Origin of the sequence: Pseudomonas sp. NBRC 111123, from assembly GCF_001320205.1 — a bacterium.
GTDB lineage: Bacteria > Pseudomonadota > Gammaproteobacteria > Pseudomonadales > Pseudomonadaceae > Aquipseudomonas > Aquipseudomonas putida_J.
On sequence record NZ_BCAZ01000012.1, the window covers coordinates 95,863 to 113,917 of the forward strand.

At 67.0% G+C, this 18,055-nt stretch carries 2 protein-coding genes; both read left to right on the forward strand.

Annotated elements, in window-relative coordinates; genetic code table 11:
* The first annotated feature begins 402 nt into the window (after positions 1-402).
* A complete protein-coding gene (locus APH27_RS09055; protein ID WP_082435067.1) occupies positions 403-6,753 on the forward strand; it encodes a non-ribosomal peptide synthetase in 6,351 nt (2,116 codons plus the stop codon).
* 256 nt (positions 6,754-7,009) lie between these two features.
* On the forward strand, positions 7,010-18,055 hold an 11,046-nt coding region (locus APH27_RS27005; protein WP_060484614.1), incomplete at its 3' end, for a non-ribosomal peptide synthetase.

Here is an 18,055-nt window from a genome sequence, read left to right on the forward strand (position 1 = left end):
CTTGATTCAAAGCGTTACGGCGGGTGGTCTCGCTGTCGAGTGCTCCGGGTGGTGGGGGGTGGCGGTATTCAAGCCCGCAGCGGGGGCTGCGTCTGTAATGGAAAACCGGGACAGAAAATGCCATCAATTCCTACTGCCCGAGTGGGGCATGAAATTGGGCTCGTGCAGGGCAAGTTCGGATTAGCCAGTGAAATGGCGCCGTATCCCTGACGGTTCACTGCTGTTTCCGGTCAATGAGACTTGGCGTAAGTCATCAAGGGCGGCCAGCTGTGGTCGATTTCCTACAGGCTTTTCAGCTGCTATTGATAGGCGCCTCGGTTGTCCGGGTTTAACGGGCCATACAGTGCGAAGAGGGGGTGCTTGAATCCGCGGATGTTCAAGCCAAGAAGGACTTGCCCGCCCATGCCTGCCGCCCAAACCTTTGCCCTGACCGTTGCCCAGCGTGATATCTGGCTGGACCAGATCGGCCACGGCGATTCACCGCTGTACAACATCGGTGCCTATGTCGAGATCGACGGCGCGATGGATGTCCCGCGGCTGCGCAGGGCGCTGGCGCACCTGGTGGCGCTGCATGAAGGCTTGCGCACGGTGCTGGTGGAGCCAGCGGGGCAGGGTGGCGTACCGCGCCAGTACTTTGCGCAAACGCTGACGGTGGATCTGGCCGAACATGACCTGCGTGCTGCCCCAAGCCCGATGGCCGCCGCCCGGGCGCTGCTCGGCAGCTGCATGCAAAAGCCTTTTGTGCTGGGCGTCGGCCCCTTGTGGGGCACGCAGTTGATCAGGCTGGGCGAGCAGCGCTACCTGTTCGCGCTGCAGGCGCATCACCTGGTCCTCGATGGCTGGGGTGTGGACCTGTGGTTCAAACAGGTCGCTGACTACTATGGCCTGCTGGGCCAGGGCACGCCCTTGCCTGACAGCGCGCCCGGTTACCGCGAGTTCATCGAAGACGACAGCCAGTACCAGGCGTCGGCACGCCATGGCCGCGACCGTGATTACTGGCTAGGCAAATATCAGCAGTTGCCCGATGCCTTGCTGGCGCCGCGCGAGCGCGGGCGGGTGGCAGCCGGCGAGCCCAGCGCGGCCCTCGATCTGCCCTTCGACAGCCAGCTGCTGGCGCGCATGAACGCACTGGGCAGCGAGCTGCAGGCGTCGGCCTTCCACGTGTTGTTGGCGGCCATGCATGTGTGCTGCACACGTACCTGGCAGCGGGACCAATGGGTGGTCGGCGTGCCGGTGCGCAATCGCGGCAATGCGCGTTTCAAATCGACCCTGGGGCTGTTCACCCAGGTCAGCGCCTTGCGCATGGATTTTGGCCGTCATGGGTCATTTGCCGAGCTGGTACGCAGCATTCGCGACGCACTCAAGCAAGACTTTCGTCATCAGCGCTTCGCCCTCAGCGAGTTGAACCGCACGCTAGGCGCCCTGCGCGAAGAACGGCCGCAGCTGTTCGAGCTGATGGTGTCTTACGAAGAAGATGGCAACGAGCTGCGCTTTGGTGACGCCTGCGGCCATACGGTGATGACCTGCAACAGCCACGAACCGACACCGTTGAGCCTACACCTGCGCAGCAACCCGCACAGCGGCAAGGCCCGCCTGCACCTGGTGCACAACTTGGCCTGGTTCAGCAAGGACGAGGTCGCCGCCCTGGCAGAGCGGCTGTTGCAGGTGTTGCAACAGGGGCTGGCGCGACCCGGGTTGAGCGTCGCCGGGTTTGACCTGGTAACGGCCGCTGAACAGCAGCAGTTGCAGCATTGGAACCAGGCGACGATCACTCTGGGGCAGCAGGAGCCATTGATCCACCGACGGATTGAAGCCCAAGCCAGGCGCCAGCCGGGGGCGCTGGCGGCACTGCACGCCGGCCAGCGCCTGAGCTATGGCGAACTGAACGGGCGCGCCAACCAGTTGGCGCGGCGGCTGATCGACCTTGGCGCAGGCCCGGACCAGCGCATCGCGGTGGTGGCCCAGCGCGGGCTGGACACGCTGGTCGGCTTGCTGGCGGTACTCAAGGCCGGCGCCGCCTATGTGCCAATCGACCCGGCACACCCGCAGGAGCGCCTGGCCTACCTGCTCGAAGACAGCGCACCCTGCGCGGTGCTGACCCACTCCCGGTTCAGTGCATGCCTGCCAGCCCACGACCTGCCACAACTCGAACTGGACCGCTGCACCTGGCAAGCGGCAAGCGCCGAGGCGCCGGCCGTCGCACACCTGGCGCCGAACCATCTGGTGTATGTCATCTACACCTCTGGCTCCACCGGCCTGCCCAAGGGCGTGATGGTCGAGCACCGCATGCTGGCCAACCTGGTCGACTGGCACTGCAACGCCTTCGACCTGGGCCCGGGCCGTCAGCAGTCGAGCCTGGCCGGTTTCGGTTTCGACGCGATGGCCTGGGAGGTCTGGCCAACCTTGTGCAGCGGCGCGACCCTGCACCTGGCGCCGGTACGCGAGGGCGCCGAAGACATCGACGCCTTGCTGAAGTGGTGGCGCGCGCAGCCGCTGGACGTGAGCTTTCTGCCGACGCCGGTGGCCGAGCATGCCTTTGCTCAGGGCGAACTGCACCCGACCCTGCAGACCCTGCTGGTCGGCGGTGACCGCCTGCGTCGCCTGGCCCGCGAGCGCCGTTACCGGGTGGTGAACAACTACGGCCCCACCGAGACCACCGTGGTGGCCACTTCAGGGGATGTGAATGCCGGGCAGCCGCTGCACATCGGCGGGCCGGTCGCCAACACCCGGCTGTATGTGCTGGACGACCAGCAGCGATTGCTGCCGCCTGGCGCCGTCGGTGAGTTGTATATCGCTGGCGGCGGCGTGGCGCGCGGTTACCTGAACCGTCCCGCGCTGACCGCCGAGCGCTTCCTCGACGACCCGTTCAGTGCACGCCCCGGGGAGCGCATGTACCGGAGCGGCGACCTGGTACGCTGGCGGGCTGACGGCACCTTGGAATACCTCGGGCGCAACGACGACCAGGTGAAGATTCGCGGTGTGCGGGTCGAGCTGGCCGAAATCGAAGCCGCCCTGAACAGCCATGTGGCCGTGCGCGAAAGCGTGGTGCTGCTGCGCGAGGGGCAGTTACAGGCTTGGTACCTCGGCGATGCAGCAGTAACGCCGCGCGCGTTGCATGAGCATTTGCGCGAACGCTTGCCTGCCGCCTTGCTGCCCGCGGCCTACGTCAGCCTGGCCGGCTGGCCGCTGACGGCCAACGGCAAGCTCGATCGCCGCGCCTTGCCGGCCGCGGATGAAGGCGCGAAGGTACGCCGCGAGCATGAACCGCCGCAAGGGGACATCGAAGCGCAGCTGGCATTGCTCTGGGCCGAGTTGCTGCAGGTCGAGCGGGTCGGGCGCCAGGACCACTTCTTTGAACTGGGCGGCCATTCGCTGCTGGCGGTGCAACTGATCGAGCGCATGCGCCAGCAAGGCATGCAAGCTGACGTGCAGGTACTGTTCGGCCAGTCGACCCTGGCCAGCCTGGCGGCTGCGGTGGCGGTAGGTGATGTTGCGCGGGTGCCAGCCAATGGCGTACTGCCGGGGTGCCAGCAAATCACCCCCGATATGCTGCGGCTCACTTCGCTCGACCAGCCCACCATCGAGCAGATCGTCGCATTGGTGCCAGGTGGCGCCGCCAACGTGCAGGAAATCTACCCGCTGGCGCCGTTGCAGCAAGGGCTGCTGTACCACCATGTCAGCGAAGCCCGGGATCCTTACCAGCAGCAGGCGCTGTTCGCCTTCGCCAGCCGCGAACAACGGCAGGCCTTTGTCGATGGCCTGCAGCAGGTGATCGAGCGGCATGACATCCTGCGCACCAGCCTCGCCTGGGAAGGGTTGCAACAGCCGCAGCAGGTGGTCTGGCGCCAGGCTCGCCTGCCGGTGGAAAGCTGGGCTGCCCCTTCGTCAGGCGATCTGGCCGGGCAGTTGTGCAAGGCCTTCGACCCACAACAACGGCCGCTGGACCTGCGCCAGGCACCGATGCTGGCGATGGTCACCGCCGAGGACCCTGCCCAAGGCCGCTGGTTGGGCTTGCTGCGCTTCCACCATCTGGTCAACGACGCGGTGTCGTTGCAGGTGCTGCTGGGCGAACTCGAGGCTTTCATGCACGCGCGCGGTGGGCAGCTGCCGACGCCGGTGCCGTACCGCGACTATGTGGCACTGAGCAGCAATGCTGAACGGCAGGCTCGCCACGAAACCTATTTCCGCGAGCAGCTGGCTGGCGTCGAGCCGCTGGCAGCGATCCCAGGGTTGGGCGGCAAAGCAGTCGATGAAAACGACCTGCACAGCCATACCGCCACCCTCGACGCCGCCCAGAGCGAGCTGTTGCGCAAGCAGGCCCGTCACCACGGCGCCAGCCTGGCCAGCCTGCTGCACCTGGCCTGGGCCCAGGTACTCGGGAGCTTGTCGGGCCGCGACGAGGTTGTGCTCGGCACCGTGCTGCTGGGCCGGACCATGGCCGGCCACGGCGCAGACCGCGCCTTGGGCATGTTCATCAACAGCCTGCCGCTGCGCATCAGCCTGGCCGCAGGCTCGCTGAGCCAGGCCCTGACCCAGACCCATGCACAGCTTGCCAGCTTGCTCGGCCACGAAGATGCACCGCTGTTGCTGGCCCAGCGGTGCAGCGGGCTGCCCGCAGGCACAGCACTGTTCCAGGGCCTGATCAACTACCGCCAAGGTGCCTTGCCACAAGGCGAAGTGCTGCCGGGCGTAACATTGCTGCAGGCCAGCGAAGTGCTGAGTCACACGCTGGTGTTGAGTGTCGACGACCTGGGCGACGCGCTGCAGCTTGGCTTGCGTGCGCCGCGTGCGCTCGGCGCGCCGCGGGTACTCGCCAGCCTGCTGACCACCCTGCGCCAATTCGCCGATGGCATGCACAGCCCTTTGACTGCGCTGTGCAGCGTGCCGCAGGACGAACTGCAGCGCCTGCTGCACACCTTCAACCTCAGCCAGGATCGCCACAGCCCGCTGGGCAGTACGCTGCCAGCACTGTTCGAGGCCCAGGTGCAGCGCACGCCACTGGCCCTTGCCCTGCAAACGGACGATGCTGCCCTCGACTATTACACCCTCAATGCCCAGGCCAACCGCCTGGCCCATCGCCTGATCGCATTGGGTGTCGGTGTCGATTCACGGGTGGCGATCTGCATCGAGCGCGGCAGCTCGATGATGGTTGCGCTGCTTGCGGTGCTCAAGGCAGGTGGCGCCTATGTACCGCTGGACCCTGGTTATCCGGTCGAACGCCTGCGTTACATGCTCGACGACAGCGCGCCAACCGTGTTGCTGGTGCACGCCGCTACGCTAGGGCTGTTCGACGCGCTGGCCACACCGCTGCTCGACCTCGACGCTGACGACTGGCAGACGTGCAGCGCCGCAAACCCGCAAGTGCCGGGCCTCGGGCCGTCCGGCTTGGCCTATGTGATGTACACCTCCGGCTCCACCGGTACGCCAAAGGGTGTGATGATCGAGCATCGCGGCCTGTGCAACCTGATGCACTGGGGCTCGCAGATTTGCCCGCCACAGCCGGGCGGCGCGCTGTTGCAGCGGGCACCGTTCAGTTTCGATGGCTCGGTCTGGGAGCTGTTCTGGCCACTGGTCGCCGGGCTGCGCCTGGTATTGGCCCGGCCCGACGGGCACCGTGACCCGGGCTATCTGGTGCAGCAGGTGCAGGCACGCCAGGTGACGATCATGAAGTTCGTGCCGGCGTTGCTGCATCAGTTTTTGGAGGAGCCCGGCGTCGAGCGTTGCACCAGCCTGACCGATCTTTTCTGTGGGGGGGGCGAACTGACCTTGGCGTTGCTGCAGCGCATTCGCCAGTGCCTGCCGAAGGTCCGCGTGCACAACGTCTACGGGCCCACCGAGGCAACAGTCGACAGCACCGCCTGGACCTTGCAGCCCCATCAGCCCCTGCCCGAGCTGGCGCCACCGATTGGCCGGCCGATCGCCAACACCCGGCTGTATGTGCTCGATGCGCATGACCGCCCGGTGCCGTTGGGGGCCGTGGGGCAGCTGCACATTGGCGGCGTTGGCGTGGCCCGTGGTTACCTGGGCTTGCCGGTGTTACAGGCCGAACGTTTCATCGCCAGCCCCTTCGTCGAGGGCGACCGGCTATACCGCACCGGCGACCTGGTGCGTTACCGCGAGAACGGCGAGCTGGACTTCATCGGGCGCAACGACTTTCAGGTCAAGCTGCGCGGGCTGCGGGTAGAGCTGGGCGAGATCGAGGCTGCGCTGGCGGCGCACCCGGTGATCGGGCAAAGCGTGGTGCTGATGCGCGAAGAGCGCCTGGTGGCTTATTTCACCTGCCGTGATGGCGGCCAGCCTCCGGCCCTGGAGGTGCTGCGCAATTATCTGCTGGCGCGCATGCCCGAGTACATGGTGCCGCAGGCTTTCGTCGCGCTGGCCGAGCTGCCGTTGAGCCCCAACGGCAAGCTCGACCGCCGCGCGCTGCCGGCGCCGGGGGCCGAGGCAGTGATCAGCCGCCAGTACCAGGCGCCGCAAGGTGAGCTGGAAGCTGCGCTGGCGGCGATCTGGACTGAGGTGCTGAAGATCGAGCAGGTGGGGCGTGAGGACAATTTCTTCGAGCTGGGCGGGCATTCATTGTTGGCAGTGAGCCTGGTGGCGCGCATGCGCCAGGCCGGTCTGCATGTCGATGCCCGGACCTTGTTCAGCCAGCCGACGTTGGCCGGGCTGGCGGCCAGTACCAGCCGTGAGCAGGTGGCGGTGAAGATACCGCAGACGACCATACCGAGCTTGGGCAAACGTCGGCGGATTTGAACGGTTCGCCTTGATCGTTTTGTCGCCTGTGAGATGAGCGCCGCCCGTGCGGCGCTCGATCTCACAAGCGCTGAAAATCTCAAGCCTGGAATATCACGGACTCTGAAAATCTCAAGCCAGAAATATCACAGGCGCTGAAAACCCCAAGCCACCCCCCAAGCCATCCCCTCTGTCCCCGCTTCCCATGTCAGACCACCCGGTCACGATCCTTTAGCGTGTCGACGACCCCCTTCCAGGCAAAGCAGGATGCTTACCGATGCTTTTCAGCGAACTGATGGCTGCTCTCTCCACCCATGCAATCCGACTCCAGCGCGAAGACCAGGACCTGATCGTCCTGGGCGACGATGAAGCCCTGGACGACACCCTGTGGGAGGCGCTGTCACGGCACAAGCCGGCCTTGCTGGAAATGCTCGCCGAGCGCGATGACGGCTGGCTCAGCCCGGCGTTTCGCATTACCCCTGACATGCTGCCGCTGGTGCAACTCGAGCAGCAGGCCATCGACCGCATCGTCGCCAGCGTGCCGGGCGGCGCCGCCAACGTGCAGGACATCTACCCGCTGGCACCGCTGCAGCAAGGCATGCTCTACCAGCACCTGTCAGCCGTTGACGGTGACCCGTACCTGGCCCAGGTGCAGCTGCGCTTTGCCAGCAAGGCACACCTCGAAGCCTTTGCCCAGGCCCTGCAATGGGTGATCCAGCGCCACGACATCCTGCGCACCGCGCTGCACTGGGAATACCTCGATGAACCTGTGCAGGTGGTGTGGCGCGAAGCGACCCTGGTGCGTGAGGCCATCGAGGTCGACGGCGACGATGCCCTGGCCCGGCTGTGCGCGCGCTTCGATCCGCACCACTACCGCGTAGACCTGCGTCAGGCACCGCTGATGCAGCTGGTGCACGCCCCCGGCGAGGGCGAGCAGTGGGTCGCCTTGCTGATGTTCCACCACGTGGTCATGGACCACACTGCGCTGGACATCGTGCGCCGCGAAATCCAGGCGCACCTGGCCGGCGAGGCTGCGCTGGTGGCGCCGCCGATGCCGTTCCGCAACGTGCTGGCGGCAGCGCGCCAGGCGCTGGACGAACACGCCCACGAGCGATTCTTCCGCGAAATGCTCAACGACATCGAAGAGCCGACCTTGGCCTTCGGCTTGCAGGACAAAGGCCAGCAGCCACTGGAGCAGGCGCGCCTGACCCTTGCGCCCGCGCTGAGCTTGCGCCTGCGCCACCAGGCCCGGCACCTGGGCGTGAGCCCGGCCAGTGTCCTGCACCTGGGCTTCGCCCGCCTGGTCGGGCAACTGTCCGCACGCCAGGCCGTGGTGTTCGGCAGTGTGCTGCTGGGGCGCATGACCACCGGTGAGGGCGGTGAGCAGGCGCTGGGCATGTTCATCAACACCTTGCCGCTGCGCATCGACCTCGGCCAGCACGGCGTGCGCCAGGCCCTGCTGGCCACCCACCAGCGGCTCAGCGCCTTGCTCGGCCATGAGCAAGCCTCGCTGGCCCTGGCCCAACGTTGCAGTGGCGTGGCCGCGCCAGCGCCGCTGTTCAACAGCATGCTCAACTACCGCCACAGTGCTGCCGGCGATGCTGCCGAGATCATTCCGGTGGCGCCGGGTATCGATATCGTCGGCGCTGAAGAGCGCACCGACTATCCGCTGACCGTCAGCGTCGACGACCTTGGCGATGATCTGCGCCTGACCGTGCAGAGCCTGCCGCAGTGGGGGGCTGCACGCTTGTGCGAGCAGTTCGAGCAGGTGCTGGCGAGCCTGATCGACGCCCTTGAACAGGCCCCTGAAACACCACTGCAAGGGTTGGCAGTGCTGCCCCAGGCAGAGCGCGAGCAGGTGCTGGAGCAGTTCAACCGCACCGCCCAGGCCTACCCGCAAGGGCTGACCGTGCATGCCCTGGTCGAAGCCCAGGCAGCCCGCGCACCCGAGGCGCCCGCGCTGCTGCAGGGTGGCCTGGCCCTTGGCTACGGCGAACTGAACCGGCGCGCCAACCAGCTGGCGCATCGGCTGATCGAGCGCGGCGTCAAGGTTGGCGACCGGGTTGCCCTGTGCCTGGCACGCAGCCCGGAACGCTTGGTCGGCTTGCTGGCGGTGCTCAAGGCAGGCGCCGCCTATGTACCGGTCGACCCGGCCTATCCGGCGGAACGTATCGCCTATCTGCTGGCAGACAGCGCACCGGCGCTGGTGCTGGCGAGCACTGCGATCGAAGGCTTGCCGCCGATACCGCGCCTGGACCTGGACCAGGCCGAAGCCTTTGCCGCAAACAGCAGCAACCCTGAACTGCCCGAGCTCGATGCACGGCAGCTGGCTTACCTGGTCTACACCTCCGGCTCCACCGGCCAGCCCAAGGGGGTGATGATCGAGCACCAGACCCTCGCCAACCTGGTCCACTGGCACTGCCAGGCGTTCCAGCTGAGGGCCGGCTCGCACAGCTCCAGTGTCGCCGGTTTCGGCTTCGACGCCATGGCCTGGGAGGTCTGGCCGACCCTGTGCGCAGGTGCCACGCTGCACCTGCCGCCGGCACACATCGGCAACGAACACGTCGACGAGCTGCTCGACTGGTGGCTGGCGCAGCCGCTGCAGGTCAGCTTCCTGCCCACCCCGGTGGCCGAGCAGGCTTTGCGCCGTGACCACCAGCACCCGACCTTGCGCACGCTGCTGGTGGGCGGCGACCGCCTGCGCCAGTTCGAGCGCGAAACAGGCTTTGCCCTGATCAACAACTACGGCCCGACCGAAACCACGGTGGTGGCCACCTCCGGCCAGCTCAACGCCAACGGCCCACTGCATATCGGCCAGCCGATCGCCAACACCCGCGTGTATGTGCTCGACGAAGGCCGGCAACCGGTGCCGGTTGGCGTCATTGGTGAGCTGTTCATCGGCGGGGCGCAGGTCGCCCGCGGCTATTTCAATCGGCCTGAACTCACCGCAGAACGCTTCCTTGACGACCCCTTCAACCCCGGTGGCCGGATGTACCGCAGCGGCGACCTGGTGCGCTGGAACGCCGACGGTACCCTCGATTACCAGGGGCGCAACGATGACCAGGTGAAGGTCCGTGGCGTGCGTGTGGAACTGGGCGAAATCGAGGCCGCCCTGGCCGCCCGGCCGGGCATCGACGATGCCGTGGTGCTGGTGCGCGAAGGTCGCCTGCTGGCCTGGTACACCGAGGCCGCGCCAGTCGATCCTGAACAGTTGCGCCAGGCCCTGCAGGCCAGCTTGCCGGCACATCTGTTGCCATGGGCGTTCATCCGCCTGGATGAACTGCCATTGACCAGCCACGGCAAGCTCGACCGCCGTGCGTTGCCCAACCCGGACGGCGCTTTGCTGCCAGGCCAGCCCTATGAGGCGGCGCAAGGCCAGACCGAGGTGGCCATGGCTGCGATCTGGGCCGAAGTACTGGGCGTCGAGCGGGTAGGGCGGCATGACAACTTCTTCGAACTGGGCGGCCACTCGCTGCTGGCCGTGACCTTGGTCGAACGCCTGCGCAAGGCCGGCCTGGTCATCGACGTGCGCGTGCTGTTCGCCCAGCCGACCGTGGCGGCGCTGGCCTGCGCGACGGCAAGCGGCGAGGCCGCCAAGGTGCCGGCCAACCGGTTGCCACAGGGCGCTGCGCGCATCACCCCGGGCATGCTCAGCCTGGTCGAGCTGGACCAGGCCAGTATCGATGCCATCGTCGCCACGGTGCCGGGCGGTGCCGCCAACGTGCAGGAAATCTACCCGCTGGCGCCTTTGCAGGAAGGCATCCTCTACCATCACCTGAGCGCCGAACAGGGCGACCCGTACCTGCTGCAGACGCGCCTGGCGTTCGACAGCGTCGAGCGCCTGCTGGCCTGGGCCGGCGCCTTGCAGCAAGTCATCGACCGCCACGATATCCTGCGCACCGCGGTGCACTGGCAAGGATTGGCGCAGCCGCTGCAGGTGGTATGGCGTGCTGCCGAGCTGGCCGTGTGCGAGGTTGACGACCTGCCCGATGAACCTGGCGCGTCGCGCATCGAACAATTGCACGCGCGGTTCGATGCCCGCCATCACCGGCTGGACCTCGGCCAGGCACCGCTCACGCGCCTGCACTACAGCCTCGACCCCGCCAACCATCAGGTGGTGGCGATCCTGTTGTTCCATCACCTGACCCTCGACCACACCGCCATGGATGTGGTCGCCCGGGAAATGCGCGCCTTGCTGTTCGGCCAGGGCGCAACCCTGCCGGTGGCCGTGCCGTATCGCAACTACGTGGCTCAGGCCCGCATGGCCGACCCTGCCAGCCAGGAGGCGTTCTTCCGCGAGATGCTGGCAGATGTCGACGAGCCAACCTTGCCGTTGGGCTTTGCCGATGTGCAGGGCGACGGGCGCAATATCGACAGCGCCTTCCTGGCGCTGGATGCCAGCCTCTGCCTGCGGCTGCGCAGCCAGGCCCGGCAGCTGGGTGTCAGCGCCGCGAGCTTGATGCACCTGGCCTGGGCGCGGGTGCTGGGCGTGCTGGCCAACCGCACCGACGTGGTGTTCGGCACCGTACTGATGGGCCGCCTGCAAGGTGGCGAAGGCGCTGACCGCGCACTGGGCATGTTCATCAACACCTTGCCGCTGCGGGTCGACACCCGTGCCAGCGCGCACGCGGCGGTGCGGGCCACCCATCGCAGCCTGTCGGCGTTGCTTGGCCACGAGCATGCACCCTTGGCCCTGGCCCAACGTTGCAGTGGCGTGGCCGCTTCGGTACCGCTGTTCAGCGCGTTGCTCAACTACCGCCACAGCGCCGCCGATGCGCCGCGCGAAGGTGAGGGCATCTGGGAGGGTGTGCGCCTGCTGGGCGGCGAAGAACGCAGCAACTACCCGCTGACCCTCAGCGTCAACGACCTTGGCGAGGGTTTCAGCTTCAGCGTACTGGCCGTCGAAGGCATCGGTGCCGCCCGCGTCGCCGAATGGATGGCCAACGCGCTCACCCAGTTGCTGCAAGCGTTGGAGCCTGCGCACGAGGCCACGGTCGACAGCCTGCCGATAATCGGTGAGCAGGCACGCCAACAGTTGCTCGGCAGCTTCAACGCCACGGCGCAGGCCTACCCGCAGGGCCAGACCGTCCATGCCTTGGTCGAGGCCCAGGCCGCCCGCGCACCTGAAGCGTCGGCCGTAAGCCAGGGCGATCAGGCCCTGAGCTATGGCGAACTCAACCTGCGCGCCAACCGCCTGGCCCACCGCCTGATCGAACATGGTGTGCAATGCGGCGACCGGGTTGCCTTGTGCCTGCCGCGCAGCATCGAACGGCTGATCGGCTTGCTGGCCGTGCTCAAGGCCGGGGCCGCCTATGTACCGGTGGACCCGACCTACCCGCGTGAGCGCATCGCCTACCTGCTGGCCGACAGTTCGCCTGCGCTGGTGCTGGCCGACTCGTCCGTCGATGGTTTGCTAGGCCACCTGCCGCGGCTGGACCTCGACCAGCCAGAAAGCTGGCTGGCAGTGGACAGCAACCCTGAGGTACTTGGCCTCGATGCCCATCAACTGGCCTATGTGGTCTACACCTCCGGTTCAACCGGCCAGCCCAAGGGCGTGATGATTGAGCACCAGGCCTTGGCCAACCTGGTGCATTGGCACTGCCAGGCCTTCGCGCTGGGGGCTGGCGAGCGCACCTCCAGCGTTGCCGGCTTTGGTTTCGATGCCATGGCCTGGGAAGTCTGGCCGGCATTGTGTGCCGGTGCCACGCTGCACGTGCCACCGCGCCACATCGGTAACGAGCACGTCGAGGAACTGCTCGACTGGTGGCTGGAACAGCCACTGAAGGTCAGCTTCCTGCCGACGCCGGTCGCCGAACAGGCGCTGCGCCGCGAACGCCAGCACCCGACCTTGCGCACCCTGCTGATCGGTGGTGACCGCCTGCGCCAGTTCGACCGCGACCCAGGCTTTGCCCTGGTCAACAACTACGGGCCAACCGAAACTACCGTGGTCGCCACCTCCGGCACGGTGCTGCCTGGCGGCGCGCTGCACATCGGCCAGCCGATCGCCAACACCCGCGTCTACGTGCTCGACGAGCGTCGCCAGCCGGTGCCGGTGGGGGTTACCGGCGAGCTGTACATCGGTGGCGGCCAAGTCGCCCGGGGCTATTTCAATCGCCCGCAACTGACCGACGAGCGCTTCCTGGCGGACCCGTTCAGCCGTCTGCCGGGCGCTCGCATGTATCGCAGTGGTGACCTGGTGCGCTGGAACGCCGACGGCAGCCTCGACTATCTGGGCCGCAACGATGACCAAGTGAAGATCCGCGGCATGCGCGTCGAACTGGGCGAGATCGAAGCGGCCATGGCGGCCCAGCCCGGTATCGAGCATGCCGTGGTGCTGGTGCGCGGCGAGCGCCTGCTGGCCTGGTTCACCGAAACCGCAGCGGTCGACCTCGATGTGTTGCGCCTGGCGCTGCAAGCCAGCTTGCCGGCGCACATGCTGCCGCATGCGTTCATCGGCCTGCAGCAGCTGCCACTGACTAGCCACGGCAAGCTGGACCGCAACGCACTGCCCGAGCCCGATGCGGTAGCGCAAGGTCATGTCGAGCCGCAGGGCGGCCGTGAAGCCGCCATGGCCGCTGTCTGGGCCGAGGTGCTGGGCGTCGAGCGGGTAGGCCGGCACGACAACTTTTTCGAGTTGGGCGGCCACTCGCTGCTGGCTGTGACCCTGATCGAGCGCCTGCGCGAGCAAGGCTTGCACACTGACGTGCGGGTGCTGTTCAGCCAGCCGACGGTGGCCGCACTGGCCGCCGCACTGGGCAAGGGCCGCCAGGTGGAGGTGCCGGCAAACCGTATCGTGGCCGGCTGCACGCGGATCACGCCAGACCTGCTGCCGTTGATCAACCTGGACCAGGCCAGTATCGAGTGTATCGTCGCCAGCGTGCCGGGCGGCGCCGCCAACGTGCAGGACATCTACCCGCTGGCCCCGCTGCAGGAGGGCATCCTCTATCACCATCTAAGTGCCACAGGTGCCGACCCGTACTTGCTGCAGTGGCGTGTTGCTTTCGACAGCCTGGCACGCCTGCACGCCTTCGCCGCGGCCCTGGACAAGGTCATCGCCCGCCACGATGTGCTGCGCACCGCCGTGCTCTGGGACGGGCTGCGGCAAGCGGTGCAAGTGGTCTGGCGCCATGCACCGCTTGCCGTGTTGCCCCGCGAAGGCTGCGGCACCGACTTCCAGTTGAGCCGGGCGCCGCTGATTCGCTTGCTGTACGGCGACGCTGACGGCGCCATCGAGGCCACCTTGCAGTTCCACCATATCGCCCTCGATCACACCGCGATGAAAGTGGTGCTTGAAGAGATCCGCGACCACCTGCGTGGCGATCAGCCGACTAGGCCGCCGGTGCCTTACCGCAATTACGTGGCCCAGGCACGTCTGGCCGTCAGCGAAGCCGAGCATGAAGCGTTCTTCCGCGCAGAGCTCGGGGACATCGACGAACCCACCTTGCCCTTCGGCCTGACCGACTTGCAGGGCCAGGCCAGCCACTTCGACCTGGCTGCCGTAGCACTTGACAGCAGCCAGTACCAACGGCTGCGCCAACAGGCCCAGCAACTGGGCGTGAGTGCCGCCAGCCTGCTGCACCTGGCCTGGGCTCGGCTGGTCTCGGCCACCAGTGGCAGGGACAGCGTGGTGTTTGGCACCGTGCTGCTTGGTCGCCTGCAGGGCGGTGCCGGCGCCGATCATGGCCTGGGCATGTTCATCAACACCTTGCCATTGCGCCTGGACCTGGACGGCCTTGGCGTGCGTGATGGCGTGCGCCTGGCCCATCAGCGCCTGAGTGCGTTACTGGAGCATGAGCACGCCTCGTTGGCCCTGGCCCAGCGCTGCAGCGGCGTGGCTGCGCCCCTGCCACTGTTCAGCGCCATGCTCAACTACCGCCATGGCGCCAGTGCCAGCGAACAGCAGGCGCAGCGCGAAGCCTTGGAGGGCATCCAGGCGTTGCCCAGCGGCGGCCATGGCAACTACCCGCTGAGCGTCAACGTCGACGACCTTGGTGACGGCCTGCGCATCACCGCCCAGGTCTCGGCCCAGGTAGGCGCACAACGTATCTGTGAGCAGTTGCTGCAGGTGCTGATTGGTCTGCTCGATGCGCTGGAGCAACAGCCGCAACTGGCGCTGCAGCAATTGCCGGTACTGGCGCCGCAGGAGCGCCAGCAACTGCTGGCCGATGCCAACGCCAGCGAGTACCCACACGATCTGCAGCAAACGCTGCACAGCCTGTTCGAGGCGCAGGCCAGGCTCACGCCGGATGCTTTGGCACTGGTGGCTGAAGAGGGCGAACTGAGTTACCGCGAGCTCGATGAGCAGGCCAACCGCCTGGCGCATCAGCTGATCACCCTGGGTGTGAAACCCGATGATCGGGTAGCGGTTTGCGTCGAGCGTGGGTTGTCGCTGGTGGTCGGCCTGCTGGCCATTCTCAAGGCCGGCGGCGCTTATGTGCCGGTCGACCCCAGCTACCCGGCCGAGCGTATTCGGCACATGCTCGACGACAGTGCACCCCAGGTGCTGCTGGTGCATGCCGCGACCCGCGACGTGGCGCAGCATGGGGTGCAGGTCGACCTGGACCGGCCAGGCTGGGAGCACCAGCCGGCCAGTAACCCGCAAGTGGCGGGCCTGACGGCGCGGCACCTGGCCTACGTGATTTACACCTCAGGCTCTACCGGCGTGCCGAAAGGCGTGATGGTCGAGCACCGCAATGTGGTCAACCTGCTGCACTGGAGCCGGCGCCTGTGCGCCGGTGCCGGGCGTGTGCTGCACAAGACGCCGATCAGCTTCGATGCTTCGGTATGGGAGTTGTTCTGGCCGCTGTGCAGCGGTTTGCGCCTGGTCCTTGCGCGGCCGGGTGGCCAGCGCGATGGGCAGTACCTCGCGCAATTGATCCAGCACCAGCAGGTGAACGTGGTGCAGTTCGTACCGGCCTTGCTGCAGCAGTTCCTGGAGCAGGAACAAAGCGCCGCTTGTACCAGCCTGAGCGACATCGTCTGTGGCGGCGGCGAGCTCACCGAAGCACTGGCCGCCTTGGTCCGCCAGCGCCTGCCGGGTGTGCGCCTGCACAACGTCTATGGCCCCACCGAAACTACCGTCGACTGCAGCGCCTGGACGCTGGAGCCCGACGCTGCGCTACCCCGCGGCAGCTTGCCGATTGGCAAGCCGATCGACAACACCGCACTGTACGTGCTCGACAGCCGCGACCAGCCAGTGCCGTGGGGTGTGGCTGGCCACCTGCACATCGGTGGCGCCGGCGTGAGCCGTGGCTACCTGGGCCTGGCGCAGCAACAGGCAGAGCGCTTCATCGCCAGCCCGTTCGCGGCTGGCGAGCGGCTGTACCGCAGCGGTGACCTGGTACGCCAGCGTGCCGATGGCAACCTTGAGTTCCTCGGTCGCAACGATCACCAGGTGAAGATCCGCGGCCTGCGCATCGAGCCGGGCGAGATCGAGGCCTGCCTGACCCGCATCGAAGGTGTGCGTGAGGCGGTGGTGCTGGCGTTCGAAGCACGCCTGGTCGCCTATCACACTGGCGAACCACACACGGCCGATGGCTTGCGCCAGGCGCTGCTGACGCAACTGCCGGATTACATGGTGCCAGCGCAGTACATTCACCTCGACCAGTTTCCACTGAGCCCCAACGGCAAGCTTGACCGCAAGGCCCTGCCGGCCCCCGACGCCGCGCTGCAGCATCGCGACTTCGAGGCCCCGCGAGGCAGCACTGAAACCCTGCTGGCCGCCCTCTGGAGCGAACTGCTGGGCATACAGCAAGTAGGGCGGCACGACAATTTCTTCGAGCTGGGCGGCCACTCGCTGCTGGCCGTGAGCCTGACCGCGCGCCTGCGCCTGGAGGGCCTGCAGGTGGATGTACGGACCTTGTTCGGCCAGCCGACCATCGCCGCACTGGCGGCCACCCTGGGGCACGCTCAGCAGGTCGAGGTGCCCGAGAACCGCATCCCGGCGGCCTGCCGCCAGATCACCCCGGACCTGCTCAGCCTGATCGACCTCGACCAGGCCAGCATCGACCAGATCGTCGCCAGGGTGCCGGGCGGCGCTGCCAATGTGCAGGACATCTACCCGCTGGCGCCGTTGCAGGAGGGGATTCTCTATCACCACCTGAGCGCCGCCGGGCACGACCCGTATGTGCTCTATTCGCGCCTGCGTTTCGACAACCTTGAACGCCTGCAGGCCTTTGCCGGCGCCCTCGACCAGGTCATTGCGCGCCACGATGTGTTGCGCACCGCAGTGCTTTGGGACGGTTTGCCGCAGCCGGTGCAGGTGGTCCTGCGCAGCGTGCCAACCGTGTTGGCGGGTGCCTTGGACGGCGGCTTGCCGGCCCTGCGGCTGGACCAGGCGCCACTGCTCCAGCTGTTCTACACCCCGGGCAATGGCGTGCTCGAAGCCACCCTGCAGTTCCACCACATCGTCCTCGACCATACCGCCCTGGAAGTGGTCGGCGAAGAACTGCAAGGCTTCATGCAGGGCGCCCCAGCGCCGGCCCACACGCCGGTGCCATACCGCAACTACGTGGCCCAGGCCAGGCTGGGCACCAGCTCGGCCGAGCACGAAGCGTTCTTCCGGACGCAACTGGCCGATATCGACGCACCGACCCTGCCGTTTGGCCTGAGCGACGTGCAGGGCGACGGCCGTGACATGCAGGAGGCCAAGCTGACGTTGGCGTCGACGCTTGCCACAAGCCTGCGCCGTCAGGCCCGTGTACTCGGCATCAGCGTCGCGAGCCTGTTCCACCTGGCCTGGGCGCGCCTGCTGGGCGCTGCCAGTGGCCAGGACCGCGTGGTGTTCGGCACCGTGCTGCTGGGCCGCCTGCAAGGCGGTGAGGGCGCCGAGCGGGCGCTGGGCATGTTCATCAATACCTTGCCGCTGCGGGTCGAACTGGGTGGCGTCAGCCTGCGCGAGGCCGCGCATGCCACCCACCAGCGGCTCAGTGCGCTGCTGGCCCACGAGCATGCCTCGCTGGCCCTGGCCCAGCGTTGCAGCGGCGTGGCCGCACCGTTGCCGCTGTTCAGCGCCATGCTCAATTACCGCCATGGTGCCCAGGCCAATGCAGAACAGCGCAAGGCCTGGCAAGGCATCGAGGTGCTCGACGGGCAAGAGCGTACCAACTACCCCTTGAGCCTGAACGTGGACGATTTGGGCGAAGGCTTCCGCCTGGTTGCCATGACCCCGGCCGAGGTTGGCGCGGCGCGTATCTGTGGGCAGATGAACCAGGTGCTGGAGGCCATGGCCGAAGCGCTGGAGCATGAGCCGGCGCTGTTGTTGCAGCGTTTGCCGGTGCTGGAGGCCAATGAGCGCCAACGGGTGCTGGTGGACTTCAACGAC